The following is a 23,637-nucleotide window of genomic DNA, read 5'->3' on the forward strand; positions in this document are numbered from 1 at the left end:
CATGGAGAGGGCGGAGGCCGAGGCGCTCCTCGGTCTCGCGGAGGTGGTCCACCTGGCGTCGACGACGGCCGAGGGCGAGCCGGTGCTGAGGACGGTGCACGGCGTCGTGGTCCGGGGCGCGATCGCCTTCCACGGCGCGCCCGCGGGCGAGAAGACCGAGGCTGTCGGCCGGCCCGCGGTGGTGTCGTGCGAGCAGGTCGTCGCGTCGATCCCGAGCTACTTCACCGATCCGGAGCGGGCGTGCCCGGCGACGACGCTCTACCGGAGCGCGCAGGTCCACGGGGTGATCGAGCGCGTGGACGATCCGGATCACAAGGCCGAGGTGCTGGAGGCGCTGATGCAGAAGTACCAGCCCGAGGGCGGGTACACGCCGCTCGACGCGTCGAGCCCGCTCTACCGCAAGGCGATCGCTGGGATCCTCGTGCTCGCGGTCCCGCTGTCGCGGCTCGACGGCAAGGCGAAGCTCGCGCAGAACCGGACGCCCGAGGAGCGGGCGCGGATCCTCACGAAGCTCTGGGAGCGGGGTGCGCCCGGCGATCCCGCGGCGATCGAGCTGCTCCGCGGCGCTTGCCCGGACACGCCGGTGCCCGGGTTCCTGCAGGCGCCGGCGGGCTGCGTGCTCGCGTGCGCGCTGGGCCCGCGCGACGTGGCGGCGGCCGTCGATCTGCTGGAGGGCGGCTACTGGAACCAGGGCGTGTCGCGCGAGGCGATCGCGCGGGCGCTGCTCGGCTCGTCGGCGTGGGTGGGCGCGCGCGACGCGGCGGGCCGGCTCGTGGCGACGGCGCGGGCGATCAGCGACGGGAGCAGGCGCGCGTGGCTGTTCGACGTGATGGTCGCGCCCTCGCTGCGGGGCCGCGGCGTGGGCGAGGCGGTGGTGCGGCTGCTGCTCGGGCACCCGGCGGTCCGCGGCGCGAGCCACGTCCACCTGGGCACCCAGGACGCGCACACGTTCTACGCGCGGTTCGGTTTCCGTGACCGCGCGGCGCTGCCGCCGCGGCCGTTCACGTCGACGGAGATGGTCTTCGCCAGGAGGTGAGGGGCGTGGCTCGTCGCGCCGGGGGCGCACTCCCTCACGACGCTGGGGGCATTACTGGATCGCGTGGTCTGCCCGGGTGGGCGGCGCGGTGAACGGGCTCAGCGGTTGGAACTGCTCGCCTTGAAACGGGACGAACCCGTCTGGCCAGCGCGCTTCGAGCCGACCCAGCACACGATGGTGCAGCGGTGCGGGCGGCAGGTTCACCCTATCGACGAACACATCCATCGACACGCGGTGGTCGATGAGCTTCGCGGTGTCCGGCACGAGGTAGTCTGGAATGTAACCTAGCAAGCACTTGTCTGCGCTGCGGAGCGCGACGGCGTTGGGGTTCGCCTCGTTCTGCGCATCGAGCATCCAGAACAGCCGTTCTCCGGACACGAGGCGTGCGATGCGTTCTTCTGCGCCTGGGATGTACCGGACGCCGCGGAGGAGGAAGCGAGTTGTGTAGCTGCCTGTCTCGTCCTGCTCCGGCGCAGGTACCACTTCGATGCGATCCGTCTCCCGCCTGCCCCCGCTCCGCGCCAGGATCTCGACCGAGTCCGCCTCCGCGGGGTCAAGACCCAGCACTTGCAGATACGCCAGGTAATCCGGGCGGGTCGTAGGCATCACCCGATTTGAGAAGAAGGGGAACAGCGACGGGCTGCGATAGACCTTGTAAAGTTCGGGGAACGCAATGAACGGCTGGAAGCCCCGATCCATCGCCTCCAGAGCACCCTGAATGTACTGGAATTCGTAGAGATCGCCGTCCGTTCCGCCGTGGTGAACGAGCCGGGCGACCGGAATGATCGCGCTATGGTTCGAGTCGTACCATGTGACGAAGAGGGTTCGGCCGGCCGTCATGGATGCGTTTCCAGCAGTGAGAGCAACGCGCGGCGGTTGGTCGACATCACCGCAAGGGCGAACTGGCGAGCCGGCTCGCTGATTCGATGCGCAGGGATGCGGTCCACGATGGAGGATACCGTAGCATGATCGGTTGCGCCGAGTCGCTCGAGCCAGTGCCTGCCGGCCAGCTGCGCGTGCCGCATCGCCTCCGCGAAGGCATCGAGCGGGCTCATTGGCGCTGGATCCTGGGCGTTCCGGTAAAGAGCCGAGCGCGCCTTCTTGCAGTACGCGTCGACGGAGCGTCGCCGGTCCCGGCCCTCGAGGCGTGCGCGCCGCTCTTCGTCCTTGATCTCCCGGCCCAAGCTCGATGCGTGGTCATAGCTGGGCGCGAGTGCCGCATAGCGCTCTGCCTGTCCGACGCGCACGAGCACGGCCCAGTTCTCATGGTGCCGATCGGTGTTGCCGATCAACGCGTCGAGCATGAGATAGCCGAGGAACCAATCCACTGCCGTCGCGAGATCGGCCGAAGCTGTACCTTCGGGTGCACGAATGAAGCTCTGGCTGAGCGCGTCGAGCACAAAGGTAACAGTGTGCTCGGACGCGCTGTAGGCAGCGTGGACGGGGTACTCCGGACGGCGCTCCTGCAACAGTTCGTTCCCATGCGCCAGAGCATGCTCGTCGTCGGTGATGGCAAGCGTAAGCGTCCCGGGTTGCCCCTCGTAGACGGCGAGATCCACCTCCGCATGTGGAACGCCGAGGGCGCCCGCGACCTCGGCGGCGATTTTTTCCGCCCAGTCTTCCCCAGTACTGGCGCGGGCGTACTTGAAGAGGTAGCGACGGTGGTCATCGGCGTGGCACCAGAACTTGCGCTTGGTGCCCATGGGCTCCTCTCCAGTCCGCCAGACAGGAGAGACCTCGCGGATGGAGTACACCTCTGCCACTGCATCACCTCGGAACGCAGTGCATGCTCACGAGCGCGTCGTCTGCCCTCGAACCAGCCAGTGCAACGGTCGAGCCGGCTCGCGACAGCGCCAGCGATGCACACTTCACCGACGCCGCGAACCAGGCGAACGGCAGCGGTGTACGAGATCTGAAAACCCTGCGCGCCACAGTGGATTCGAACCACTGGCCTTCGGCTCCGGAGGCCGACGCTCTATCCAGCTGAGCTAGTGGCGCATTCTCGCGGGGTTTCGCGAGGGCCCCGAACCTACCCAAGGCTGGGCTCAAGCGCAACCCCATTCCAGCATCTTCGCGCACCGCCGGCAGCAACCCTCCGGAAGGCGGACCTCGCAGCGGCGTCCGTGGGGGGCTCCTGGCCGGCCGCGCGCCATCCGCCAAAATTTGGCCCCCGGACCGTCTGTCCGGCATTCCGGGGGCATGGATGCCCGTCAGCGAAGCTCCGCGCTCCCGGCCCCGGCGCGCGGACCCCTCCCGCTCGCCCTGGCCGTCGCCGCCCTCGCCCTGCCGGCCTGCACCGGCGGGGAGAACGCCACGCCCGAGGGCATCATCAGCCTCTCCGCGGGCGCGGCCCAGAAGGCCGCCGAGAACGACCCCGCCACCCTGCCGCGCCCGGACGGGCCCCGCATCGGCGCCGTGCAGATGGTGGCGCCCATCTACGAGAAGGCGGACCGGCGCTCGGCCAAGCTCGGCTACCTCCGCGCGGGCGGGACGGCGCCCCGCGGGGAGAAGCCCGCCGCGTTCGACGACTGCCAGGGCGGCTACTACCGCGTGCTGCCCGCCGGGTACATGTGCGCGGACGGCGACGCCACGATCGACACGCAGCACCCGATCGTCCGGGCGCTCACGCGGCGGCCCGACCTGTCCAAGCCGATGCCGTACCCGTACGCCTTCGTCCGGGCCATCGCGCCGAACTACTACCGGATGCCGTCCACGAAGGAGCAGCTCCAGTACGAGATGAGCCTGGAGCGGCACCTCCGCAGCTACAAGAAGCTCAAGAAGAAGTGGGACGAGATCAAGGTCGGCGCCAACGACGTGCCGCTCGACCCCGCGGGCAACGCCGCCGCCGACCCGCCCGCGGAGCCGCCCGAGCTCGGCGACAGCGAGCTCTTCGGCGGCAACGGCAGCGACGAGATCCCCTGGTTCTTCAAGGGCGGCCGGCAGCTCCCGAACATCTCGTCGTTCAAGGTCCCGGGCTACGCGATCATCACCAACCGGATCGCGCGCAAGGCAGGTCTCGCCCTCGTCGACACCTTCATGGGCGACGGCGGTCGGCGCTTCGCCCTGACCACCGACGCGCGGCTCGTGCCCACCTCGAAGCTCAAGCCCGCCCGCGGCTCCACGTTCCACGGCGTCGACATGACCAAGGGGTGGGAGCTGCCGCTCGCGTTCGTGCACCGGCAGGACGCGAAGCGCTACGACATCTCCGGCGGCGAGATGGAGAAGGCGGGCGAGCTGCCCTGGCATACCGCCGTGCAGCTCACGGGGCGCTCGAAGAAGGTCGGCGGCGCCCGCCTCGTCGAGGCGAAGGACGGGACGTGGGTGCGCGACTCCGACGTCGCCATCGCGGTGAAGCCCTCGGAGCTGCCGTCGTTCGCGCAGGGGACCGTGAAGTGGATCGACATCTCGATCCTGAGCCAGACGCTCATCCTCTACGAGGGCAGGAAGCCCGTCTACGCCACCGCGGCGGCGACGGGCCGCGACGGGCTCGGCGACCCCAAGAAGACCTTCTCGACCGTGCGCGGGACGTTCCGGATCCGCGACAAACACGTCACGACGACCATGGACGCGCACGAGGTCGACAACAAGTTCGAGCTCCGCGACGTGCCGTGGGTGCAGTACTTCGAGGCCGGCTACGCGATCCACGCGGCGCCGTGGCACGACGACTACGGCAAGCCGCGCAGCCACGGGTGCATCAACCTGTCGCCGATCGACGCGCGCCGGGTGTTCCTCTGGACCGATCCCCCCGTGCCCGAGGGATGGCACGGGGTCAGCGCGGGGAAGGCCACGGGGGAAGGGACCATCGTCCACATCCATCCCTAGAGCGGGGCTCAGGAAGCAGCGGGGTCAGTCCTCGTCGGCCTCGGCCTTGAAGCCGCTCTCCTTGATCACCTTGTCCTGCACCATCGGCGGGCAGACCTCCAGGTGCTCGACGTTCATCGTGAACGTGCCTTTGCCCTGGGTCATGCTCTTCAGCTTCGACTCGTACTCGAGCACCTCGGCGAGCGGCACGAACGCGTTCACGATCGTCTGGCTCTCGACCGAGTCCGTGCCGATGATCCTCCCGCGGCGGCTGTTGATGTCGCCGATGATGTCGCCCATCGCGACGCTCGGCACCGTCACCGAGAGCCGCACGATGGGCTCGAGCAGCACCGGCGCGCACTGCGCGGCGGCGGCCTTGAAGGCCTTGCTGCCCGCCATCTGGAACGCCGCGTCCGAGGAGTCGACGTCGTGGTACTTGCCGTCGAAGAGCCGGACCTTGACGTCGATCATCGGGAAGCCCGCCAGGACGCCCTTCGACATCGACTTGACGATGCCCTTCTCGACCGAGGGGATGAACTGCCGCGGCACGGCGCCGCCCACGACCGCGTCCTCGAAGACGAAGCCGCCGCCGCGCGGCAAAGGCTCCATGTCGATGTAGCAGACGCCGAACTGGCCATGTCCGCCCGTCTGCTTCTTGTGCTTGCCCTCGATGTTCGTGGCCTTCTTCGAGATCGTCTCCTTGTAGGCGATGTGCGGCGGGCCGAGCCGACAGTCGACCCCGACGCGCCGGCGGATGCGCTCCACCGTGATCTCGAGGTGCAGGGCGCCGAGGCCCGAGACGACGAGCTCGCGGGTCGACGCGTCCTGGTGCACGCTGAGCCCCGGGTCCTCCTCGGTCAGCCGGTAGAGCGCGTTGCCGACCTTGTCCTCGCCGCCCTTGGCGTCGAACCGCACGCCGCGCGAGAAGAGGGCCGGCGGCAGCTCCGGCGCGGAGAGCAAGAACGCGTGCTTCTCGTCCGAGAGCGTGTGCCCGCTCAGCGTCGCCTTCAGCTTGTGCAGCGCCACGATGTCCCCGGCGCGCGCCTCGTCCACCTGCTTGTGGTCCTTGCCAACCACGCTGTGGATCTTGCCGAGCCGCTCCGAGCCGCCCGTGCTCGCGTTGAGCATCGTGGCGTCGGGCCGGAGCACGCCGGAGAGCACGCGCACGAACGAGGTGCGGCCGGCGTGCGGATCGATCGAGGTCTTGAAGACGAACGCCGCGGCCGGGGCCTCCGCCGACGACGGCCGCTCCGCGGCCTGCGGCGCGGCGCCGGGCTTGCCGGTCGGGACGACGCCGCTCCAGGCCGGGTGCTCGGTCGGCGACGGCACGAGCTCGACGATGCCGTCGAGCAGCGCGGCGACGCCGCTCGGGCGGACCCCGGAGGCGAAGTAGACAGGGATCAGCGCCCCCCGGCGGACCGCGGCGCGGAGCCCCTGATCGAGCTCCTCCTGCGTGAGATCACCCTCGGTCAGGTACCGCTCGGTCAGCTCGTCGTCGCTGCCGGCGACGTCGTCGACGAGCTTCCCCCGGGCCTTCTCGACGGCGCCCGCGGCGTCGGCCGGCACGGGAGAGCCCGCGGCCGTGGCGGGCGCCTCGGGCTTGTCGAGCCACGCCTTCTTCGTCCGGATGGCGACGACCCCCCGGTGCTGGAGCCCCTCGCCGACGCGCTCCTCCATGACGGCCAGCGACGCCTTGAGGCGCGCGCGCACCTCGGCGAGCACCTCGTCGGGGCGGGCGTTCTCGGCGTCGACCTTCGTGACGACGATCATGCACGGTAGCTTTGCGTCCCTCACCCAGCCGAAGACGCGCTCGGTGATCGGCTGCACGCCGTCCTTGCCGCTCACGACGAGGATGGCCGCGTCGACCGCCGCGAGGGCGAGCCGCGTCTCGGCGAGGAAGCTCCCCTCGCCCGGCGTGTCGACGAGGTTGACCTTCTTCCCCGCCCAGGAGAGGTGCGCGACGCTCGCCTCGAACGAGCAAACGTGCTCTTTTTCCTCGGCGGTTTCGTCGAGGACACTCGACTTGTCGTCCACCTTGCCGAGCTTGGCCGTCGCCTTGGCGATGTACAGCATGGCCTCGGCAAGCGATGTCTTCCCAGCCCCCTTGTGTCCGATGATTGCAACGTTCCTGATGTCCCCTGCCTCAGTCGTTGTCATCCCTCGTTCGTACCAATCCCCGTCGAGATCGAGAAGGCCGGCACGCGATTTTTGCGGCGCTTTCCTCGAGGCAGGAGGTCAGCGAAGCCGGGCAGCGCGTCGCTCACCCGAGCTCTGCCGCGACGCGCTGCGGCGTGCTCTGGCGATCTGCGCTTGTCCGGCGCTGCCTGAATGGAGCGCTCACCCGGGAGCTCGGCGCACGAAATGAGCACTCTCCGCCTCGCACTCCAGATGGTCCTCGGGTTCGCGCTACCGTTCGCGCTGCAGCGCTGGGACCGACGGCGGCTCACGCCCGAGCAGCGCGCCGCTTGCTGGAACGGAGCGACCTGGGGCGCGGCCCTCTATGCGTTCGGCCCGCTGTCCATGCTCGGGTGGTGCTGGGTCACGCGCGGCGTCCAGCACGGGCGGCCGGGGATGCGTGGAACACGCGGAACAGCGCTCTTGCGCGCGCTGAAGGCGCTCGGGCTCGGCGCGGCGTCCGCCGCAGCGCTCGTCCTGATCCTGAGCGGCGCCGATTATCTGGTCGCGCTCGCATTGGGGCTCCCGCCGTGAGCCGCGTGGATGGCACGCGGAACGCATGGACGCGGTGTCGATGGCTCGATGGCGCGTGACAGTGGCCGCGGATGCCGCTGATGGAGATGGCTGCAGGCCGGCCGGCCGGCCAGCTGGCCGGCCAGCCAGAATGCGTGAAGAACGGACATTTTCGTGCCCGAGTGTCACTAGACGACACGTCATGGACGCGATAGCAGCACTCTGAATCTGTTATTCAGGGGACAGGCTTTGACTCTGTCCGCGAAGCTCGCGGACACACACCGAGGCAGTGCGTTGACGTCGCTGAAGCCCAGAGGACAGGATCGCGCGGCCGCACGGGAGCGGACCGACGCGTGGACCGACGGTGAACGTGCGCCGCGGGCGGCCGAGGGCGGCCCGAGGTGGCAAGAGATCGTCGCCGGCAGGTACGCGGTGGAGACCCGGATCGGCGCCGGCGGCGTGGGCGTCGTCCAGCTCGCCATCGATCGCCTGTCGGGCCAGCGCGTCGCGCTCAAGCGCGTCGATGCGAGGCTCGTCGAGAACAGGCACGCCGTCGATCGGCTGCTCCGGGGCGCCCGCGCCGCGCGCGCGCTCAAGGGCAGGTACGTCGCGCGGGTCCTCGACGTCGGGGTCGAAGGTGGCGCGCCGTTCGTGGTCAGCGAGTACCTGGAGGGCTCCGACGTCACGAGCTACCTGCGGCGCCGCGGGCCGATCCGGGTCAGGGAGGCGGTGAAGTACCTCCTGCAGATCTGCGAGGCGGTCGCCGAGGCGCACGGCATCGGGATCCTCCACCGGGACATCAAGCCCGAGAACCTCTTTCTCAGCTTCGGTGACGGCGCCCCGAGCGTGAAGGTCCTCGATTTCGGGGTGTCGGCCGTCGCCTGCGGCGTCGAGAGCGAGGGGCCGAACGCCGCCTCGGGCGCCATGCGGACGTCGCTGCTCTTCATGGCGCCGGAGCAGATGCGGTCGGCGGGCGGCATCGACGAGCGCGCCGACATCTGGTCGATCGGCGCGGTCGCCTACGCGCTGCTCTGCGGGGCGAGCCCGTTCGATGCGCCGACCGAGCTCGAGATCTGCACCAAGGTCCTGACCGAGCCGCCCGCGCCCTTTCCGGCGGGCGTCGAGCCCCCGGAGCTGCGGGCCCTCCTGCTGCGCTGCCTCGCCAAGGACCCGGAGGCGCGCCCCTCGGACGTCGCGAAGCTCGCGTTCGCGCTCGCGCGCTTCGGGGGCGAGGGCGCGGAGGACGCGGCCGAGCGCGTGTGGGAGGCGCTCCGGGCGGACGAGACCGTTCGCATGGCGACGCCTGCTCCGGTCGCCGCGGACGAGTGGGAGGCCGACACGCTGGCGGACCTGCCGAGGATGTCGCCGGACGATCTCATGAGCGACCTCGAGACGACGGCCAAGTGGGAATCTCCCGCAGGCCGCCTGTCCGACGTCACGCTGGTGTCGCACGCGGGGGCGGGGTGGGACGGCGGCGATCAGCTCCGGGCGAGCCGGACTCCGCCCCCGCCGGTCCTGACGGTGAGCCCGCCGGAGCGCCGCGCCGATCTTCAGGCGGGCGGGGCAGGGAAGCCGCCGACCGCCGAGGACACGCCCGTTCCGCTCGGCCGCAAGGTCGTGCACCGCGTCAGCGACGGCGCGGCGCCTCGCGTCACGCCGGTGCTCGCGGCGCGTGCTCTGGCCGAGGCCGATGCGGAGCGGCTCACGGTGGTGCGCCGGGGGCCGTCTCCGTGGCCCCGGCGGTTCGCGATCGCGTTCGCGCTGTTCGGGATGCTCGCGGGGATCGGCGGCGTGTGGCTCGTGCAGATGCGCACGCTCGACGGCGGCGGGAGCGCGCTGCCTGCGGCGAAGGGGCTGGCGAAGCGCGCGGTTCAGGAGGCGCGCTCGTCGGTGGTGGCGAGGCGATCGAGCACGGCCGTTCCTGCCGCGCCGGAGCCCTCGCCCGAGCCCCCGGCGGGTGAGCCCCCGGCGGCCGAGCTGGTTCCCGCGAGCGCCGTGGGCCCGGACAGCGAGGCGCCGCGGGTGGCGCAAGCGCGAGGGGCCCGTCTCGACGCGCGGCGCCCCGAGGTCATCTACGACGAGGTCGAGCGCGAGCGGCGGCGGCGGCGCGAGAAGCTCGAGCGCGAGCGGGCGTGGCGTGAGGCGACCACCCGCGCGCGGCAAGAGCGCGACGCGTCCCGGCGCGAGCCGCCGCGGCCCGAGGAGGGCGCGGTTGGGCCGGCGCAGCCCGCCGAGGGCGCGCGCGCGCCGCAGCAACCCGCGGAGAGCGACGGCGCGCAGCGGCCTCAGGCGAGCGACGGCGGGTGACGTCCGCGGCCCGGCGGTCCGCCTGCCTGGTATAAGGCGGCCCGTGCCAGGGATGAGTCGAGGAGGTCACGCGCTCGCCCGCGCGGCGTGCGCCGCGCTCGCCGTGTCGGCGGCGGCGGTCGGCGCTCCTGTGCGCCCTGCGAGCGCCGCGCCGCAGGTCGCGCAGCAGGCGCCGCGGGTCGCGCCGGAGCACCTGCCGTACGGCGCGGCGGGGTGGGCCGTGTCGGGCTGGGGCGGCGTGCGCGGCGTGACGATCGGGCCGATCGAGAACCTGCGGCACCCGGGCCGCGGCTACGGCACCGCGGCGAGCGGGCGGGCGATGGATGAGGCGGTCGCCATGGGCGCGACGTGGGTCAGCCTCACGCCGTTCGGCCGCGTGTGGGACGGCAAGGGCACGGGCGTCGATCTCGTCTTCGAGGCGCCGTTCGAGGAGAACCGGCGCAACGTGCTCGCGGCGATCGCGCAGGCGCACGCGCGCGGGCTGAAGGTGCTGCTCGTCCCGCACCTCTGGGTCGAGAGCGGCGAGTGGCGGGCCCAGATCGACCCCGGGGACGACGCCGGCTGGGCGCGCTGGGCCGAGTCGTACCGCCGGTTCCTGCTCACGTGGGCCGCGGTCGCGCGCGAGGGAGGCGCGGAGATGCTCAGCGTGGGCGTCGAGCTGCGGAGCTGGGTGACGACGCCGCGGGCGGCGAGCTTCCTGCCGATCATCGAGGCGGTGCGCCGCGTGTACCCGGGGCTGCTCACCTACTCGGCGAACTGGGACGACGTCGAGCACACGCTGATCTTCGACGCGCTCGACCTCATCGGCATCAACGCGTTCTACCCGCTGGCGGAGCGGGAGGGCGCGTCGTTCGAGGAGCTCCTGCGCGGCGGGCGCAAGGTGGCGGCCGGGGTGGACGCCGTGGCCCGCGCGTGGGGCAAGCCGATCCTGCTGACGGAGATCGGCTACACAACGCGGCGCGATCCCGCCGTCCGCCCGTGGGAGTGGCCCGACCGCATGAAGGGCGTGGTGGTCGACCAGCGCTCGCAGGCCGAGGCCTACGCCGCGGTGATCGCGCCGTTCCTCGACGCGCGCACGTGCGCCGGCTTCTTCGTCTGGCGGCTCTACGCCGATCCGGACGACGTCTCGCAGGAGGCCGAGTGGGGCTTCTCGCCGAGGGGCAAGCTCGCGGAGCTCGTGCTGCGCGACGCCTTCGCCGCCCGCTGGGCCGCCGACGGCCCCCGGCTGCCCGGCGACGCGCTCGGCCGGCACCGCGCCCGCACCCCGGGGCTCTTCGGCTGGGAGCTCGATCCCGACGAGCCCGGGGGCCTGTTCCCGTAGCCGGACGAGCGGACGAGCCGCTCCTTGCAGGACGATGCGCTCATGACGGCAGGCGGAGGGTGAAGGTCGAGCCCCTGCCTGCGGTGCTCGTCACCTCGATGCGCCCGCCGTGCGCCTCGGCGATGCGGAGCGCGGCCCACAGGCCGAGGCCGACGCCCGGGGCCACGCCGCTCGACGACGGGGCGCGGAAGTAGCGCTCGAACAGCCGTCGCTGATCGTCGGCCGCGATCCCCACCCCGCGGTCCGAGACCGCGATGGAGACCTCGGCGCCTACCCGCGCGACGGTCACCTGCACGGCGCCGCCCGCAGGCGAGTACTTGATGGCGTTCGCGACCAGGTTGTCGAGCACCTGCTCGAGACCTCGCGGGTCATGTACGTGGCGCTGAGCGTGAACCCGCTCGCCGTCAGCAGCGCGAGGGCGGCGAGCCATGCGGTGCTCGCCGCCGCGAGCGTCTTCAGCGTCATCGTCGTCCCCCGGTTCCGGCCCAGGTCGCGCCGGGAACGAGCCGAAGCGTAGCGCCTCGAGCGCGCGCGGCCCGTCCGCCTGGCAATCCGGAGCTCCCGGAGCCGCAGGGGAGGCGGACGAACGCGGGCGCTGCGGGCGCGGCTCCCGTCGAGGCTGCGCCGCGCGCAGCCTCAGGCGCGCGTGTTTTCCAGGCCGTTCGGGATCGACAGCGCCGTCCGCGCGATGGCCATCTGGCGCTCGAGCTCCGCGGGCGACGCCGGGGCCTCCAGGATCAGCGCCGCGTCATCAGGCACATGGGCCGCGATCCGCTGGAACGCGTGCGCCGCGCTCTGGCTCAGGGCGCCGTGGCGGCTCCCCGCGTTCACCTCGCTCACGTGGAGCTGCCTTAGCCGTGTCCTGTGCTCCCGTACGAGGAAATGGGCCTCGGTCATCGTGCGATCGACCTGGTGCGCATGGCCGATATCGAAGCAGAACGACGCGTCCGGCAGCGCGTCGAAGAAGGGCCCGAGCTCCTCCACGGTGCGGCCTGTCCGCTTTCGCTTATCCATGTTCTCGATCGCGAGGAAGGCGCCGAGCTGCCGGAAGGCGCCGAGATCATGGAGGGTGTCGGGGTGGAGGACGATGAGCCATCCGAGCGCGGCCACCTCCGCCATGGCGTCGGCGACGGCGCGCTCCTCCGCCGCGCCGAAGCGGCTCGGCGCGTGGAACGAGACGTGGTCGTACCGCGACAGGTCGAGCGAGCCGAGGAGCCGGAGCAGCGGCTTGAGCTCCGAGATCCGCAGCGCGGAGAGCTCCACGGCGGTCGCCGAGCTCCCTTCGAGCATCGAGAGCGCCCGCTCGACGTCGCTGAGGGCGAGCGCCCCTGTCGAGTAGCCCACGGGTCCCATCAGAACACCCCATAGGTCTGGAGGAGCTTGCGGAGCTCGTCGTCTTCCTTGAAGAAGAGCCGGTCGAGCCCGCCCTGGAACTCACGCGCGATGTCCCGCACCCGCTTGAAGGTCGGGTCGCTGCCCAGCTGATCGTCCAGCGGCAGCTGCTTCAGCCGGCCGCGCTCCTCTTCGTTCGAGAGGAGCGCGAGGAACGCGTCGTAGCTGTCGAACAGCGTGCGCGCCGTCTCCGCGGAGATCGAGGGCCGGAGCAGCACCTCGGCCAGGCTCTCCAGGGGCGTCACCCGGATGCGCTCTCGCAGGAAGCGCACGAGCGCGGGCGTCGAGAGCCGCTCGCCGTCGTCGGTCAACGTCGTCCGATCCTTGCAGAACAGCTCGAAGCCGAAGCAGGTGAGGAGCCCGCTCACGAAGATGAGCTTCCGCGACATCCTGAGCTTCGCGTTGCGGAGCGCCCAGCCCGAGCTGCGCTCCCGCTGCTTGTAGACGAAATCGACGGCGACCGTGCGCCAGTACCGGACGATGTCGTTCAGGAGGAACATCGGGAGGATCTCGCGCTTGCTGCCGTAGCGCAGCCCGCGGTCGTCCTCGACGTACCGCGAGAGCACGAGCCTGAGCACCCGCTCGTGGGCGTCCGGCTGGCCGATCGCGAGCGACTCGAGGAGCAGCAGGATGCGCTGGGTCGTGTTCTTGTTCGTGTCCTCCTGCCCGCCGATCTGGTGGAGGATCGGGTGGCTGAAGGCCACGTTGCCGAACACGCCCGTCGGGCCCGGCTCATGGAACTTCGCTTCCTTCAGGATCCTCGTGATGGCCTGGACCTGGCTGAAATGCCCCTCGTCGGCCTGACCGTCGATGAGCAGCGTCCAGTCGAGATCGCTGCCGGTCGTGTACTCGCCCCGCGCCAGCGAGCCGAAGACCACGACGCTCGTGTCGCAGGGGATCTGCTCGCGGAGCAGCGCCGCGAGCCGCGCCCGGGTCTCCGTCGAGAGCCGCGCGGCCGCCTCGATGCTCGGCCACGATCGCCCCGCCTTCTCGCCGATCCGCTCGATGGCGCTCTGCGGCGCCGCGCCTTCATCTCTCGTCATCGAACCACCCTCGATCACGCGGATCGCTCATCGGGCGTACCGCGGCGCACCGCAGCGAATCGCAGCGCGCCGCGTCGCGCCGCGCGCCTCATGCCCCGCCGTCGCCGGAGAGCGCGAGCCCGAACCACCGGTTCACGAGGTCATGGTGCTCGTCGAGGCGATCGCGGTAGCGGGGGGTGCCCTCGAGCGCGGCTCGCTCGAAATCGATCCAGTACAGGGCGCCCGTCTTCTCGCCGATGAGCACGTTGCCGAGCTTGACGTCGAGCGGCGCGACGCCGCGCGCGTTCATCGCCCGGACCATCTCCTCGATCCGGCCGCGGTAGGACGCGCCGCCGCCGCTCGCGAACGCCTCGATCTCCCGCCGGTCGCGGTCTGGATCGAACAGCTGCCCGAGCGGCGCGAGGTCGATGTCGAGCACCTTCTCCCCGCGCTCGGCGACCTGATGTTGCAGCGTCCGTCCGCGCACGTAGTCGAGGTAAAGGGTGCGCGTGGCGAGGCTGAGATCGCGAATCCTCGGGACGCTGGGGAGGTCGCGCAGGCGGAAGAGCGAGGCTGCTTCGTTGTAGAAGAAGAGACCGAGCAGGGCGAAGAGGTGCGCCTCCAGCGGCGCGTTCCGCGGCTGGCCGACGAAGCGCTTGCGGACGCAGACGTAGCCGCCGCGCAGCACGACGTGCAGCCGGTAGCGCAGGCGCGGCATCTTCTCGCTCCGCCGGTTGAAGAAGGCGACGTCGGCCGGGTGGACCGCGAAGGCGAAGCCGTCCTGATCGAGCTCCGCGAGCACCCTGTCCCCCGGGCCGAGCTCGGCGACCGATGGGATCTCGCTCGGGGTCACGGCGTCGGGCACGGGGAGCGGGTTCTCTGCGAGCCGGCGCGCGAGGAGCGCTTTGACCGTCTCGAGCCGCACGGCGAGCAGCCTCGTCGCGGCGTCCATGCCGGGCACGCGGCGCATGCCTTCGTCAAGGGCGCGCCGAAGCTCAGGGTTCATGCCCGTCTAGTAGCCGCTTCCGTTCGGCAAATCAAAAGGTGAGGTGACGGCGAGGCGAGGTGGTACGCTGATCCAGCGACCTTGGGCGCGTGCGTCGACGAGCGGCGACGCGCGCCAACGAGCGTGGACGAACGTGGACGCGCGTGGACGAACGTGGACGCGCGCCAGAGGCCACGGCCGCCGGCGTTTCGGGTGGGCGTTTGGCGGCGCGTGTGGTGATGCTGGGTGCGGTTTGCGCTTCAACAGGGGACCCGATTCGGGTAGCAAGCCTTCATGGGGAATTCGATGCTGCGGATCGTCCATGTCGTGAGCAGCCTCAATGGCGGAGGTATGGAGCATTTCGTGCTGCGCCTCGCCGAGGCGCAGCGGCGCCACGGCCACGACGCCGCCATCCTCGCGCTGCGCGGCGGGCCGCTGGCGGAGCTGGCGCGGCAGCGGGCGCTGCCGACCACGGTGCTGGGCGGGAGCCTCCCCGCGCGGCTGGCGCACGCGGCCCTCTCCTTCGCGCGCTCCCGCCCGCACGTCGTCCACGCGCACAACCCCACTGCGCTCCATTACGCCACGATCGGCAAGCTCCTTACGCGCGCGCGGCTCGTCTTCACCGACCATGCCCAGACGCGCGGGATCATCCGCGTTCCGTCGCGCTTCGAGTGGCGTGAAACGGACGCTGTCGTCGGCTGCTCGCAGGACACGGCCGACAAGAGCGGCGCCGTGGGCGTGGCCAGCAACATCTCTGTCATCCACAACGGGATCGACATCACCCCGGCCAAGCGGACGCGCGACGAGGTGCGCGCCGAGCTCGGCTTCGGCCCGGACGTGTTCCTTGGCATCATGCCCGCCGCGTTCCACCCGGTGAAGGCGCACGACGTGCTGCTGCGGGCGCTCGCGCGGCTCCGGGAGCGGGGCGTCGCGGTCGCGGTGCTCGTCGTCGGCGACGGCGACGAGCGCGATCGCATCCATGGGCTCGCGAGGGAGCTCGGGGTCCACGGCGCCGAGGCGCGCTTCCTCGGCTTCCGCAAGGACGTGCCCGATCTGCTCGTCGCCGCCGATTTCTTCACGCTGCCCTCGCGCGACGAGGGGCTGCCGCTCGCCGTCCTCGAGGCCATGGCGCGCAGCCTGCCTGTCGTGGTGACGCCGGTCGGCGGGGTCCCGGAGGTGGTGCGGCACGAGGAGCACGGCCTGATCGTCCCGGTGGACGGGCACGACGCGCTCGCGGACGCGATCGAGCGGCTCGCGAGCGATCCGGCGCTGAGGCGGCGGCTCGGCGAGGCGGGGCACGCGCGGGTGCGCGACGACTTCTCGTTCGAGAAGATGACGCGCAAATACGAGCAACTCTATTTCCGCCTCACGTGACAGGCGAGCGCGCGATGAAGATACTCGTCTTCACCCATCATTACCCTTCCACGCGGCTGCCGACGATGGCGCCGTACAGCTATCACACGTACAGGGCGCTCGCGCGCCGCTGCGAGCTCCGGCTCGTGGCCCCGATCCCCTGGTGGACGCGCGCGCGCGGGGCGTCACGGGAGCTCATCGGCGGCACGCGCGAGGCGCACACCGGCATCGACGCGCTGTTCCCCACGTACTGGTCGATCCCGGGGCTGCCGAGCCTGCACGCGCGGGCGCTCCGCGCGTCGCTCGGGAGCACGATGGCGGGGCTGCGGCGCGAGTTTCCGTACGACGCGATCCTGGCCGCGTGGGCCTATCCCGATACCGTCGCCGCGGAGGCGTTCGCGCGGGAGGCGGGGGTGCCGGTCGTCACGACGGTGCTCGGCAGCGACATCAACGAGCAGCCGAGGAACGCCGCGCTGCGGGCGCAGATCGCGCCGGCGCTCCAGCGCTGCGCCCGGGTGGTCGCGGTGAGCGGGGCGCTCGGGGAGCGCCTGGTGGAGCTCGGGGTGCCGCGGGAGCGCGTCGTGGTGCAGCTCAACGCGGTCGACGGCGCGCGGTTCGCGATCCGGGATCGGGCCGAGCCGCGGCGGCGCTTCGGCGTCCCGGCGGACGCGAAGGTGGTGCTGTACGCCGGTTATCACGTGCCCGAGAAGGGCGTGGACGTCCTCGTGGAGGCGATGGCGCACCTCGACCGGGCGGGTCGCCGCGACATTCACCTGATGATGGTGGGCGGTGGCGAGCTGCTCGAGCCGCTGCGCGCGAAGGTGAGCGCGCTCGGCCTGGGCGATCGCGTGCGGCTGTTCGGCTGGGCGCTGCCCGTGGAGATCCCGGACTACATGGCCGCGTGCGACGTGTTCTGCCTGCCGAGCCGCCGCGAGGGCTGCCCGAACGTCGTCCTGGAGGCGCTCGCCTCGGGCCGCCCCGTCGTCGGAACCCGGGTCGGCGGAGTGCCGGAGCTCGTCCGCGAAGGGAACGGGGGCAATGGCCTCCTCGTCCCCCCCGGCGATCCCGGGGCGCTCGGGGCCGCGCTGGCGCGAGCGCTGGATACGGCGTGGGAGCCGGAGGCGCTGCGGGGGAGCGTGGGGGCGCTGTCATGGGACGTCGTGGGGGAGCGCTATCACGCGCTCCTGAAAGAGGTCCTCGGCGAGCAGCGCGGTCGCGGGCCGGGCTGAGGCCCCGCCAACACACCAACGTAAACGTTCGGAGGTGGGAGAACGCGGCGCGAAGATTGGTTAACGCCTATGCGCCGGGCCTGCGGTGTCGTCGAAGGGGGAGTGGTTGCGTCAGCTCGCGCAGGGCGGCGGCTTCAGGCGGTGATCCCTGTAGTCACCGGGATTGCCTGTCTTCCCCTCGAGCGCGGCGATCGCGATATTGTACATCTCCCGCGCGGTCACGTAGTGGAGCACCCACTCCTTGCCATCGTTGTAACGGGTGGTGAGCTCCCGGTGCAGCTCGTGGCCCCCGGCGCCGAGCAGCGCCGCCGCCTGCTCCTCGGGCGCGCCGTGCGTGTAGACCTTGACGAACACCCACTCGGGCCTCCCCTCGATATGGATGTTCTGATCAACCCACGTCTTCACCCGATCCGGCGTCGGCGGATCGACCGCCTGGAGCGCGCCGTACTCCATCCGCATCCGCACCCGGCTTCCCCGGCGCGTCAGCGTGAGCGCGAGCGGGCCCTCGATCATCAGGATCCGGTCCTCCAGCACCTCGCCGACCTTGGCCCGCGCGCCCACGGCGTGGGCGCTCCGGCGCGCCAGGTTGCCCGTCGGCCAGTAGATCTGGTTCACGATGGAGTGCTGCGACTCGTCGGGGGCCGACGGGAACGTGTAGTCGGCATAGCAGCCCGTGTCGAAGAGGAGCGGGAGCTCCGCGTCGACTCCGCAGTTCCGCGAGTCCCGCCCGGAATTCGCCAGACACCAGTTGCCGTGGATGAACCCGTAACGCATGCGCCCGTCCGGGTCGCGCGAGAAATGCCCGTGCTTCCCCAGGATGTCCAGGTACCTGAGGATGTCCGCGCGCAGGTTCTCCTCCGTGTCATTGTGGTGGTGCAGGTGCAGCTCCACCTCGCCGAAGCCGCGGCGCGTGAGGTCCGCCAGCGCGTCGAGCCACCCGGGCGTGTACTGCTCCCCCGGAAAGAAGAAGCTGTGACGCGGGTTCCGGCCGTCCGCGTCGCGGTACGCGCCGGCCATCTCGGGATACCCCTCCGACCACGCCCTCACCCGCGCATCACCGACCTCCGGTGTGGCGTTCTCCCACCCTGGCTCCCAGTGATCGCAGACCGCGAAGAGCAGGTGCCGCGGGCCGAGCGGGCGCGGAGCACGGGCGTTCTCGATCCTCTGCCGGGCGTAGCCGCCGAGCCAGTTGTGAAGGTTCTTGTTCTTGAGATACTGGATCTTCGCCTGGAGTGTTCCGATCATGAGCTCTCTCGACCGCGACGCGTTGGACCGGCGGCCGCCGCGGCGGAACGGATACTAACCTGGCCCCCCCGGGCGTAGCCATAGCCGCCTAGGGGCCGCGCAGCGATCAAGATCACCTCGCGCTCTCAGGCGACGCCGCGCGGAGCGCGGCCCACCTGCCTCCCGGACGGCGCGCGACGGGGCGTCGTGATCGTGCTCGCCACAAGCAGAGAGCACACGCGGCCCGGCCCGCCCGCCCACGGCAAGGGGTGCGCAGAAGCCATGGAAGCTCGAGCACACCCAGCAGAGCCCGAACGGCCGTCCCGAACAGCCGCCATGCAGCGAACCCTTGCGGCATGCATCGTGTCTTCAATTTTTGCGCCTGGCTGTTCGATGCGCCGCCCGCTTTGCCGAACGACTGCGGCTATGAGGGGGACAAATCGCCCCACCTGTGGCGCTTTGTGCCGCCCAGTTTGTCGGCTGACCACCTACCGTTGTGTCTGCGGTGAGCATCCGCACGGGAGCCGCGCTGGCACGACGCCTGCTCTGGGGGGTGCGGACCGTAGCCATCACCGACAAGGAGCCAGGCATGATGTCAACCGCGATGACGCTGAGCGAAGAGATGGTCTCCCTCCCGCGGAGGGCCTCCGTCGAGTCACCAGCTTCGATGGCCGAGGCGTGCGAGCTAGCCCGGCGGCTCGTGGACATGATCGAGCGCCTCAGGATGTGCACTCCGGAGGGCGATCAGGCCCAGGCGCTCCGCATCGCGGAGGGGATGGCACGGAGCGTCGCGGATGTCGTCACCGACGCCATGGGTAGCCGGCGCGCTCACGTCGCCTAGCCGCGCAAGCACGCCGGCCGGGGCGACGAGGCCCGAAGGGGGCGCCGCGCCCCGGCCGTGGATCGGCAAATCGAGACCAGCATGAGCTACAAGCGCAAAGGAATGCGCCCCGGGGATCCTTACCCGCTCGGCGCGACATGGGACGGCGCTGGAACGCAGTTCGCCCTCTTCTCGGAGAACGCAGAGGCGGTGGACCTGTGCCTCGTCGACGACGAGGGGAACGAGCAACGCCTGCCGGTCCGTCACCGCACCTCCCTCGTCTGGCACGTCTACGTGCCGGAGGTCGGACCGGGGCAGAAATACGCGTATCGCGTGCACGGCCCGTGGGCGCCGGAGCGGGGGTTGCGCTTCAACCCGCGGGTGCGCCTGCTCGATCCGTACGCGAAGGCGCTCGCCTCGCGGGTCCAGTGGGACGCGGGCGCGTTCGCCCACCGGAGCGGTGAGCCCGACGGCGACCTCGCCATGGCCGAGGGGGAGGCGCTCGGCGCCCCGCTCGGCGTCGTCATCGACCCGTCCTTCGACTGGGGCGGAGACCGGCGCCCGTACGTGCCGTTCCACCGCAGCGTCATCTACGAGGCGCACGTCCGCGGCATGACGATGCAGCACCCGGAGATCCCGGAGGAGCTCCGCGGGACCTACCTTGGCATCGCCCACCCCGCCATCATCGGATACCTGCGGTATCTCGGCATCACGGCCATCGAGCTCCTGCCCGTGCACGCCTTCGTGCACGAGAAATTCCTGCTCGACAAGGGGCTCCGGAACTACTGGGGATACCACTCAATAGGCTTCTTCGCGCCGGACGTCGGGTACCGCGCCGGCGCCGAGGTGGCGTCGGAGGTGCGGCAGTTCAAGGAGATGGTGAAGGCGCTCCACGCCGCCGGCATCGAGGTCATCCTCGACGTCGTCTACAACCACACGGCGGAGGGCAACCACCTGGGCCCGACGCTGAGCCTGCGCGGCATCGACAACCCGACCTACTACCGCCTCGTCCCTGGCAACGAGCGCTATTATTTCGACTACACGGGCACGGGGAACACCCTCAACGTGCGTCACCCGCAGACGCTCCAGCTGATCATGGACTCCTTGCGGTACTGGGTCCTCGAGATGCACGTGGACGGGTTCCGCTTCGACCTCGCGGCGGCGCTGGCGCGCGGCCTCCACGACGTCGACCAGCTCTCGAGCTTCTTCACGATCATCCACCAGGACCCGGTGCTCAGCCAGGTGAAGCTCATCGCCGAGCCCTGGGACGTGGGCCCCGGCGGCTACCAGGTGGGCAATTTCCCGGTGCGCTGGGCGGAGTGGAACGGTCGTTATCGGGACACGCTGCGCGATTTCTGGCGCGGCTCGGGCGGCATCGCCTCCGATCTCGGGTTCCGGATCACGGGGAGCAGCGATCTCTACGAGAACAGCGGGCGAAAGCCGTACACGAGCATCAACTTCGTCACGGCCCACGACGGCTTCACCCTGGCGGATCTCGTCTCGTACAACGAGAAGCACAACGACGCGAACGGGGAGGGGGGCTGCGACGGCGCCGACGACAACCGCTCGTGGAACTGCGGCGTCGAGGGGCAGACCGACGACCCCGAGATCCTGAAGCTGCGGGCACGGCAAACGCGGAACATCATGGCGTCGCTCCTGTTCTCGCAGGGGACTCCGATGCTCCTCCACGGGGATGAGCGGGGGCGCACGCAGGAGGGGAACAACAACGGGTACTGCCAGGACGGCCCGCTCACGTGGCAGCCGTGGGGCTGGGACGAGGCGTCGCGAGCGATGCTGGAGTTCACGCGCAAATGCCTCCGCGTCCGGCACGAGCACCCGGCGCTCAGGCGCTCGATCTTCTTCAAGGGGCGCCCGATCCGCGGCGGCAAGACCTACGATATCCAGTGGTATCGCCCGGACGGAGAGCTCATGACCGACGAGGACTGGTCGAACCCGTTCACGCAGTGCCTCGGCGTGTTCCTGTCGGGGGAGGGGCTCGACGACGTGGACGAGGAGGGCGATCGGCTGATCGACGACGACTTCGTCCTGCTGCTCAACGCGTCGCCGTGCGACCTGAGCTTCCTCCTCCCCTTCTCCGATGATCCCAGGCCGTGGCAGCTCCTCGTGGACACCCAGGACGACGCCGCCGTCGAGACGCGGAAAGGCGGGGAAGAGACGGCGCTGGCGTCGCGCTCGCTCAAGCTCTTCCTCCGCGCACGGCGCAGCACCTAGAGCAGGGCGCTCAGAACGCGTTGAAGGCGCCGAGGAAGAGCGGGGGGCCGGCGAACGCGGCGTCGAGGAGGGCGGCCGCCTTGGCGCTCCCCACCACGAAGCCCTGGCTCAGGAGATCGCGCGCCGAGGAGGCGCCGAAATAGATCTGCGTGAGGCGCTCGATGGAGAGCGAGAGGCGATCGCCCGCGGTGCTGCCGGGCGCCGTCTGGACGCCGCGCGCCGCGAAGGTGACGTCGAAGGCGCGCGGCGCGTCCGTGAACACCGGGTCCTCGACGTCGACGCCGATGGCGCCGCGGACGCCGTGCTTCCGCGGCGACGGGTGAAGCGCGAGCGCGGCGGCGACGTCGACGATGCGCCCCATCGCGCCCGCCGCCGTCAGGCCGAGGACGCTCCGGCGCTGCGCCGTGTGCGCGGGCGGGCACAGGCCGGGGTGCCGGGCCGCCGTCTCGTACACGATCGGCTCGTCGCGGACGCCGGGCTCGTCGAGCAGCGGCGCGCCCTGGCCGCGCGGGAGCGCCAGCTCCACGACCTCGTACTGATCGCCGAGCGCGCCGAGGAAGCCGATGAGCCCGCGGTACGCGCCCGGCGTCGGGGCGTGGAGCTCGCGGACGAGCAGCTGCTGGGCGCCGTAGGCGCCGCCCTCCGGGACGTCGAAGAACAGGTAGCCGGCGATCGCCTTGGAGCCCGGATCCACGTAGACGGCGCCGCTCGGAGAGCGCTTGAAGACGCGCACGTCCCACCAGTAGTCGCTCCGCTTCAGCTGCCCCGTCGTCTCGGCCCGCGCGACGTCGTAGGCCTGCTTGATGAGCGGCTCGTCCCGCGGGCGAGAGAAGGCCCGCACGTGGCGGCGCAGCACCGAGTCCGGGAGCCGATCGGGGGAGGTGCGCACGACGTCCCGGAGCTCGCAGACGCCGAAGCCGAACCGCCGGTAGAACGAGAGCCGGAAAGGGTGGAGCAGGGTGAGCGCCTCGCCCCGGCGGCGCATGCGGCGGAGGCTCTCGCGGACGAGCCGATCCGCGATGCCCCGGCGGCGGAACTCCGGCAGCACCGCGACGGACGAGAGGCCCTGGAACGGCACGTCCGCGCCCGCGAAGCTCATCGTCAGGTCGAGCGAGGCGACGTACCCGACGAGCTGGCCGTCGGTCTCGGCGACGATCACGTTGTCGAGGGCGAGGTGCGCGTGCTCGGTGAAATACCGCAGCCACGCCTCGGGATCACCCGCCTGGAACGCGCGGTAGGCCACCGTCGCGAGGGTGCCCTCCTCGCCCTTGCGGGCGCTGCGAAACACGAGCTCATGGTTGGAACGGCTCGGGGTGCGGGTGCGCGCCATGCCGGTCAATCTACCCTGGGAGGCGCGCTCCCTGGGCCCGACGGCCCGGCGGTGGCCCGGCGAAGCGCTTCGGACATCTCCTCGGCCGATCCGAAGCGGCCGGACGGCTCACGGGCAAGCGCCTTGACGAACCACGCGTCGAGGGCGGGCGTGATCTCGGCGCAACGCTGGCTCGGAGGCGAGAAGGTGCCGAGCCGGATGGCGCCGAGGAGGGCCTCGATCCCCTTCTGCTCGAACGGCGGCGCGCCGGTGAGCGCGTGGTACGCCATGATGCCCACGGACCAGAGATCCGAGCGGCCGTCGACCAGCTTCGGGTTGAAGAACTGCTCCGGGCTCATGTAAACGAGGCTGCCGACCACCGCGCCCGTGTTCGTCAGCGTGGTCCCATCCGGGTCGACATCCCCCCTGGCCACCCCGAAATCGAGCAGCTTGACGCAGGTGCCTCCGCCGGTGTCGGCGAGGAAGACGTGCTCTGGCGTGATGTCCCGGTGAATGACGCCGAGCTTGTGCGCCGCGGTGAGCCCTGTGCAGAGCTGCGAGACGAGCGCGAGCGTCTCCTCCAGGGGGAGGCGCCCGGCCCGCGCCAGCCGGTCGGACAGCTCCTCGCCCTGCAGCAGCTCCATCACGATGTACGAGAGGCCGTTGGCGGCGACGCCGTGCTCGTACACCTCGGCCACGTGAGGGCTCTTGATCCTCACCATGAGCGCGCCTTCGCGGTGGAACCGGGCGACCGCGGTCGCGTCGGTCGCGAGCGACGCAGAGATGAACTTGACGGCGACCTCCTTGCCGAGCCCGAGGTGATGCGCCGTCCAGATGCTGCCGACGCCTCCCATCCGGAGGAGGGTGTCGAGCGTCAAGTGCGGCGCTACGTGGGATCCAGGCTCAAGCCGCATAGAC

At 71.0% G+C, this 23,637-nt stretch carries 20 protein-coding genes and 1 tRNA gene; 10 read left to right on the top strand and 11 right to left on the bottom strand.

The window, feature by feature from the left end; all coding sequences use genetic code 11:
* Nucleotide 1: 1 nt before the first annotated feature.
* Nucleotides 2-1,036 (top strand): GNAT family N-acetyltransferase, encoded by a 1,035-nt coding sequence (locus WMF45_RS07335; protein ID WP_437716227.1) that lies wholly within the window; start codon nucleotides 2-4, stop codon nucleotides 1,034-1,036.
* Nucleotides 1,037-1,087: 51 nt separating this feature from the next.
* On the opposite strand, the gene WMF45_RS07340 is transcribed toward WMF45_RS07335, so the two are convergent.
* The 3 genes from WMF45_RS07340 to WMF45_RS07350 form a co-directional block, all read right to left on the bottom strand.
* Nucleotides 1,088-1,876, bottom strand: coding sequence for an HIRAN domain-containing protein (locus WMF45_RS07340; RefSeq protein WP_437716228.1), 789 nt, complete (start codon nucleotides 1,874-1,876; stop codon nucleotides 1,088-1,090).
* Nucleotides 1,873-2,739: a HipA domain-containing protein gene (locus WMF45_RS07345; protein WP_437716229.1), complete on the bottom strand. Its 867-nt coding sequence runs from the start codon at nucleotides 2,737-2,739 to the stop codon at nucleotides 1,873-1,875. The genes WMF45_RS07340 and WMF45_RS07345 overlap by 4 nt, the downstream gene beginning before the upstream one ends.
* A 221-nt stretch (nucleotides 2,740-2,960) precedes the next feature.
* Nucleotides 2,961-3,034 (bottom strand) — tRNA-Arg (locus WMF45_RS07350).
* Nucleotides 3,035-3,235: 201 nt separating this feature from the next.
* On the opposite strand from WMF45_RS07350, the gene WMF45_RS07355 reads away from it, so the two are divergent.
* The gene (locus WMF45_RS07355; protein WP_437716230.1) at nucleotides 3,236-4,858 is read left to right on the top strand and encodes a L,D-transpeptidase; all 1,623 of its coding nucleotides are present in this window, start codon (nucleotides 3,236-3,238) and stop codon (nucleotides 4,856-4,858) included.
* Between the two features lie 24 nt (nucleotides 4,859-4,882).
* On the opposite strand, the gene fusA is transcribed toward WMF45_RS07355, so the two are convergent.
* Entirely contained in the window at nucleotides 4,883-6,994 is a 2,112-nt protein-coding gene (fusA, locus tag WMF45_RS07360; RefSeq protein ID WP_437716231.1) for an elongation factor G, read from the bottom strand.
* A gap of 204 nt (nucleotides 6,995-7,198) precedes the next feature.
* Here fusA and WMF45_RS07365 point away from each other — a divergent pair, with 204 nt between their 5' ends.
* The 3 genes from WMF45_RS07365 (at nucleotide 7,199) to WMF45_RS07375 (ending at nucleotide 11,153) form a co-directional block, all read left to right on the top strand.
* Complete coding sequence (locus WMF45_RS07365) at nucleotides 7,199-7,546, top strand: transcriptional regulator (protein ID WP_437716232.1); 348 nt, start codon at nucleotides 7,199-7,201, stop codon at nucleotides 7,544-7,546.
* A 273-nt stretch (nucleotides 7,547-7,819) separates the two neighbouring features.
* Nucleotides 7,820-9,832: a protein kinase domain-containing protein gene (locus WMF45_RS07370; RefSeq protein WP_437716233.1), complete on the top strand. Its 2,013-nt coding sequence runs from the start codon at nucleotides 7,820-7,822 to the stop codon at nucleotides 9,830-9,832.
* A 52-nt stretch (nucleotides 9,833-9,884) separates the two neighbouring features.
* On the top strand, nucleotides 9,885-11,153 hold the full coding sequence (locus WMF45_RS07375) for a glycoside hydrolase family 113 (RefSeq protein ID WP_437716234.1): 1,269 nt from the start codon (nucleotides 9,885-9,887) through the stop codon (nucleotides 11,151-11,153).
* A 40-nt stretch (nucleotides 11,154-11,193) separates the two neighbouring features.
* On the opposite strand, the gene WMF45_RS07380 is transcribed toward WMF45_RS07375, so the two are convergent.
* Nucleotides 11,194-11,583, bottom strand: a complete 390-nt coding sequence (locus WMF45_RS07380) for a sensor histidine kinase (protein ID WP_437716235.1) — start codon at nucleotides 11,581-11,583, stop codon at nucleotides 11,194-11,196.
* Between WMF45_RS07380 and WMF45_RS07385 the strand changes: the two genes are divergently transcribed.
* The gene (locus WMF45_RS07385) at nucleotides 11,524-11,670 is read left to right on the top strand and encodes a hypothetical protein (RefSeq protein WP_437719695.1); all 147 of its coding nucleotides are present in this window, start codon (nucleotides 11,524-11,526) and stop codon (nucleotides 11,668-11,670) included. The genes WMF45_RS07380 and WMF45_RS07385 overlap by 60 nt on opposite strands.
* Nucleotides 11,671-11,789: 119 nt before the next feature.
* Here the strand turns inward: WMF45_RS07385 and WMF45_RS07390 are convergent, their stop codons facing one another.
* The 3 genes from WMF45_RS07390 to WMF45_RS07400 form a co-directional block, all read right to left on the bottom strand.
* Entirely contained in the window at nucleotides 11,790-12,506 is a 717-nt protein-coding gene (locus WMF45_RS07390; RefSeq protein ID WP_437716236.1) for a TIM barrel protein, read from the bottom strand.
* Nucleotides 12,506-13,588, bottom strand: coding sequence for a nucleotidyltransferase domain-containing protein (locus WMF45_RS07395; protein WP_437716237.1), 1,083 nt, complete (start codon nucleotides 13,586-13,588; stop codon nucleotides 12,506-12,508). The genes WMF45_RS07390 and WMF45_RS07395 overlap by 1 nt, the downstream gene beginning before the upstream one ends.
* 88 nt (nucleotides 13,589-13,676) lie before the next feature.
* Nucleotides 13,677-14,573: a hypothetical protein gene (locus WMF45_RS07400; RefSeq protein ID WP_437716238.1), complete on the bottom strand. Its 897-nt coding sequence runs from the start codon at nucleotides 14,571-14,573 to the stop codon at nucleotides 13,677-13,679.
* A gap of 273 nt (nucleotides 14,574-14,846) precedes the next feature.
* Here WMF45_RS07400 and WMF45_RS07405 point away from each other — a divergent pair, with 273 nt between their 5' ends.
* Complete coding sequence (locus WMF45_RS07405) at nucleotides 14,847-15,926, top strand: glycosyltransferase family 4 protein (RefSeq protein ID WP_437716239.1); 1,080 nt, start codon at nucleotides 14,847-14,849, stop codon at nucleotides 15,924-15,926.
* Between the two features lie 14 nt (nucleotides 15,927-15,940).
* Nucleotides 15,941-17,134 (top strand): glycosyltransferase family 4 protein, encoded by a 1,194-nt coding sequence (locus WMF45_RS07410; protein ID WP_437716240.1) that lies wholly within the window; start codon nucleotides 15,941-15,943, stop codon nucleotides 17,132-17,134.
* A gap of 111 nt (nucleotides 17,135-17,245) precedes the next feature.
* Here WMF45_RS07410 and WMF45_RS07415 read toward each other — a convergent pair whose 3' ends face one another.
* Nucleotides 17,246-18,379 carry a hypothetical protein gene (locus WMF45_RS07415; protein ID WP_437716241.1) on the bottom strand — a complete coding sequence of 378 codons (1,134 nt, stop codon included), beginning with the start codon at nucleotides 18,377-18,379 and terminating at the stop codon, nucleotides 17,246-17,248.
* 568 nt (nucleotides 18,380-18,947) lie between these two features.
* On the opposite strand from WMF45_RS07415, the gene WMF45_RS07420 reads away from it, so the two are divergent.
* Together WMF45_RS07420 and glgX are read left to right on the top strand one after the other, a co-directional pair.
* Nucleotides 18,948-19,199: a hypothetical protein gene (locus WMF45_RS07420; RefSeq protein WP_437716242.1), complete on the top strand. Its 252-nt coding sequence runs from the start codon at nucleotides 18,948-18,950 to the stop codon at nucleotides 19,197-19,199.
* 81 nt (nucleotides 19,200-19,280) lie between these two features.
* The gene (gene glgX / locus WMF45_RS07425; protein ID WP_437716243.1) at nucleotides 19,281-21,410 is read left to right on the top strand and encodes a glycogen debranching protein GlgX; all 2,130 of its coding nucleotides are present in this window, start codon (nucleotides 19,281-19,283) and stop codon (nucleotides 21,408-21,410) included.
* Nucleotides 21,411-21,420: 10 nt separating this feature from the next.
* Here the strand turns inward: glgX and WMF45_RS07430 are convergent, their stop codons facing one another.
* Together WMF45_RS07430 and WMF45_RS07435 are read right to left on the bottom strand one after the other, a co-directional pair.
* Nucleotides 21,421-22,740: a GNAT family N-acetyltransferase gene (locus WMF45_RS07430; RefSeq protein WP_437550472.1), complete on the bottom strand. Its 1,320-nt coding sequence runs from the start codon at nucleotides 22,738-22,740 to the stop codon at nucleotides 21,421-21,423.
* A 5-nt stretch (nucleotides 22,741-22,745) separates the two neighbouring features.
* Nucleotides 22,746-23,597 carry a serine/threonine-protein kinase gene (locus tag WMF45_RS07435; protein WP_437716244.1) on the bottom strand — a complete coding sequence of 284 codons (852 nt, stop codon included), beginning with the start codon at nucleotides 23,595-23,597 and terminating at the stop codon, nucleotides 22,746-22,748.
* Between the last annotated feature and the right edge of the window lie 40 nt (nucleotides 23,598-23,637).

The sequence above is a fragment of the Sorangium sp. So ce448 genome, from assembly GCF_051520915.1.
GTDB lineage: Bacteria > Myxococcota_A > Polyangia > Polyangiales > Polyangiaceae > Sorangium > Sorangium cellulosum_B.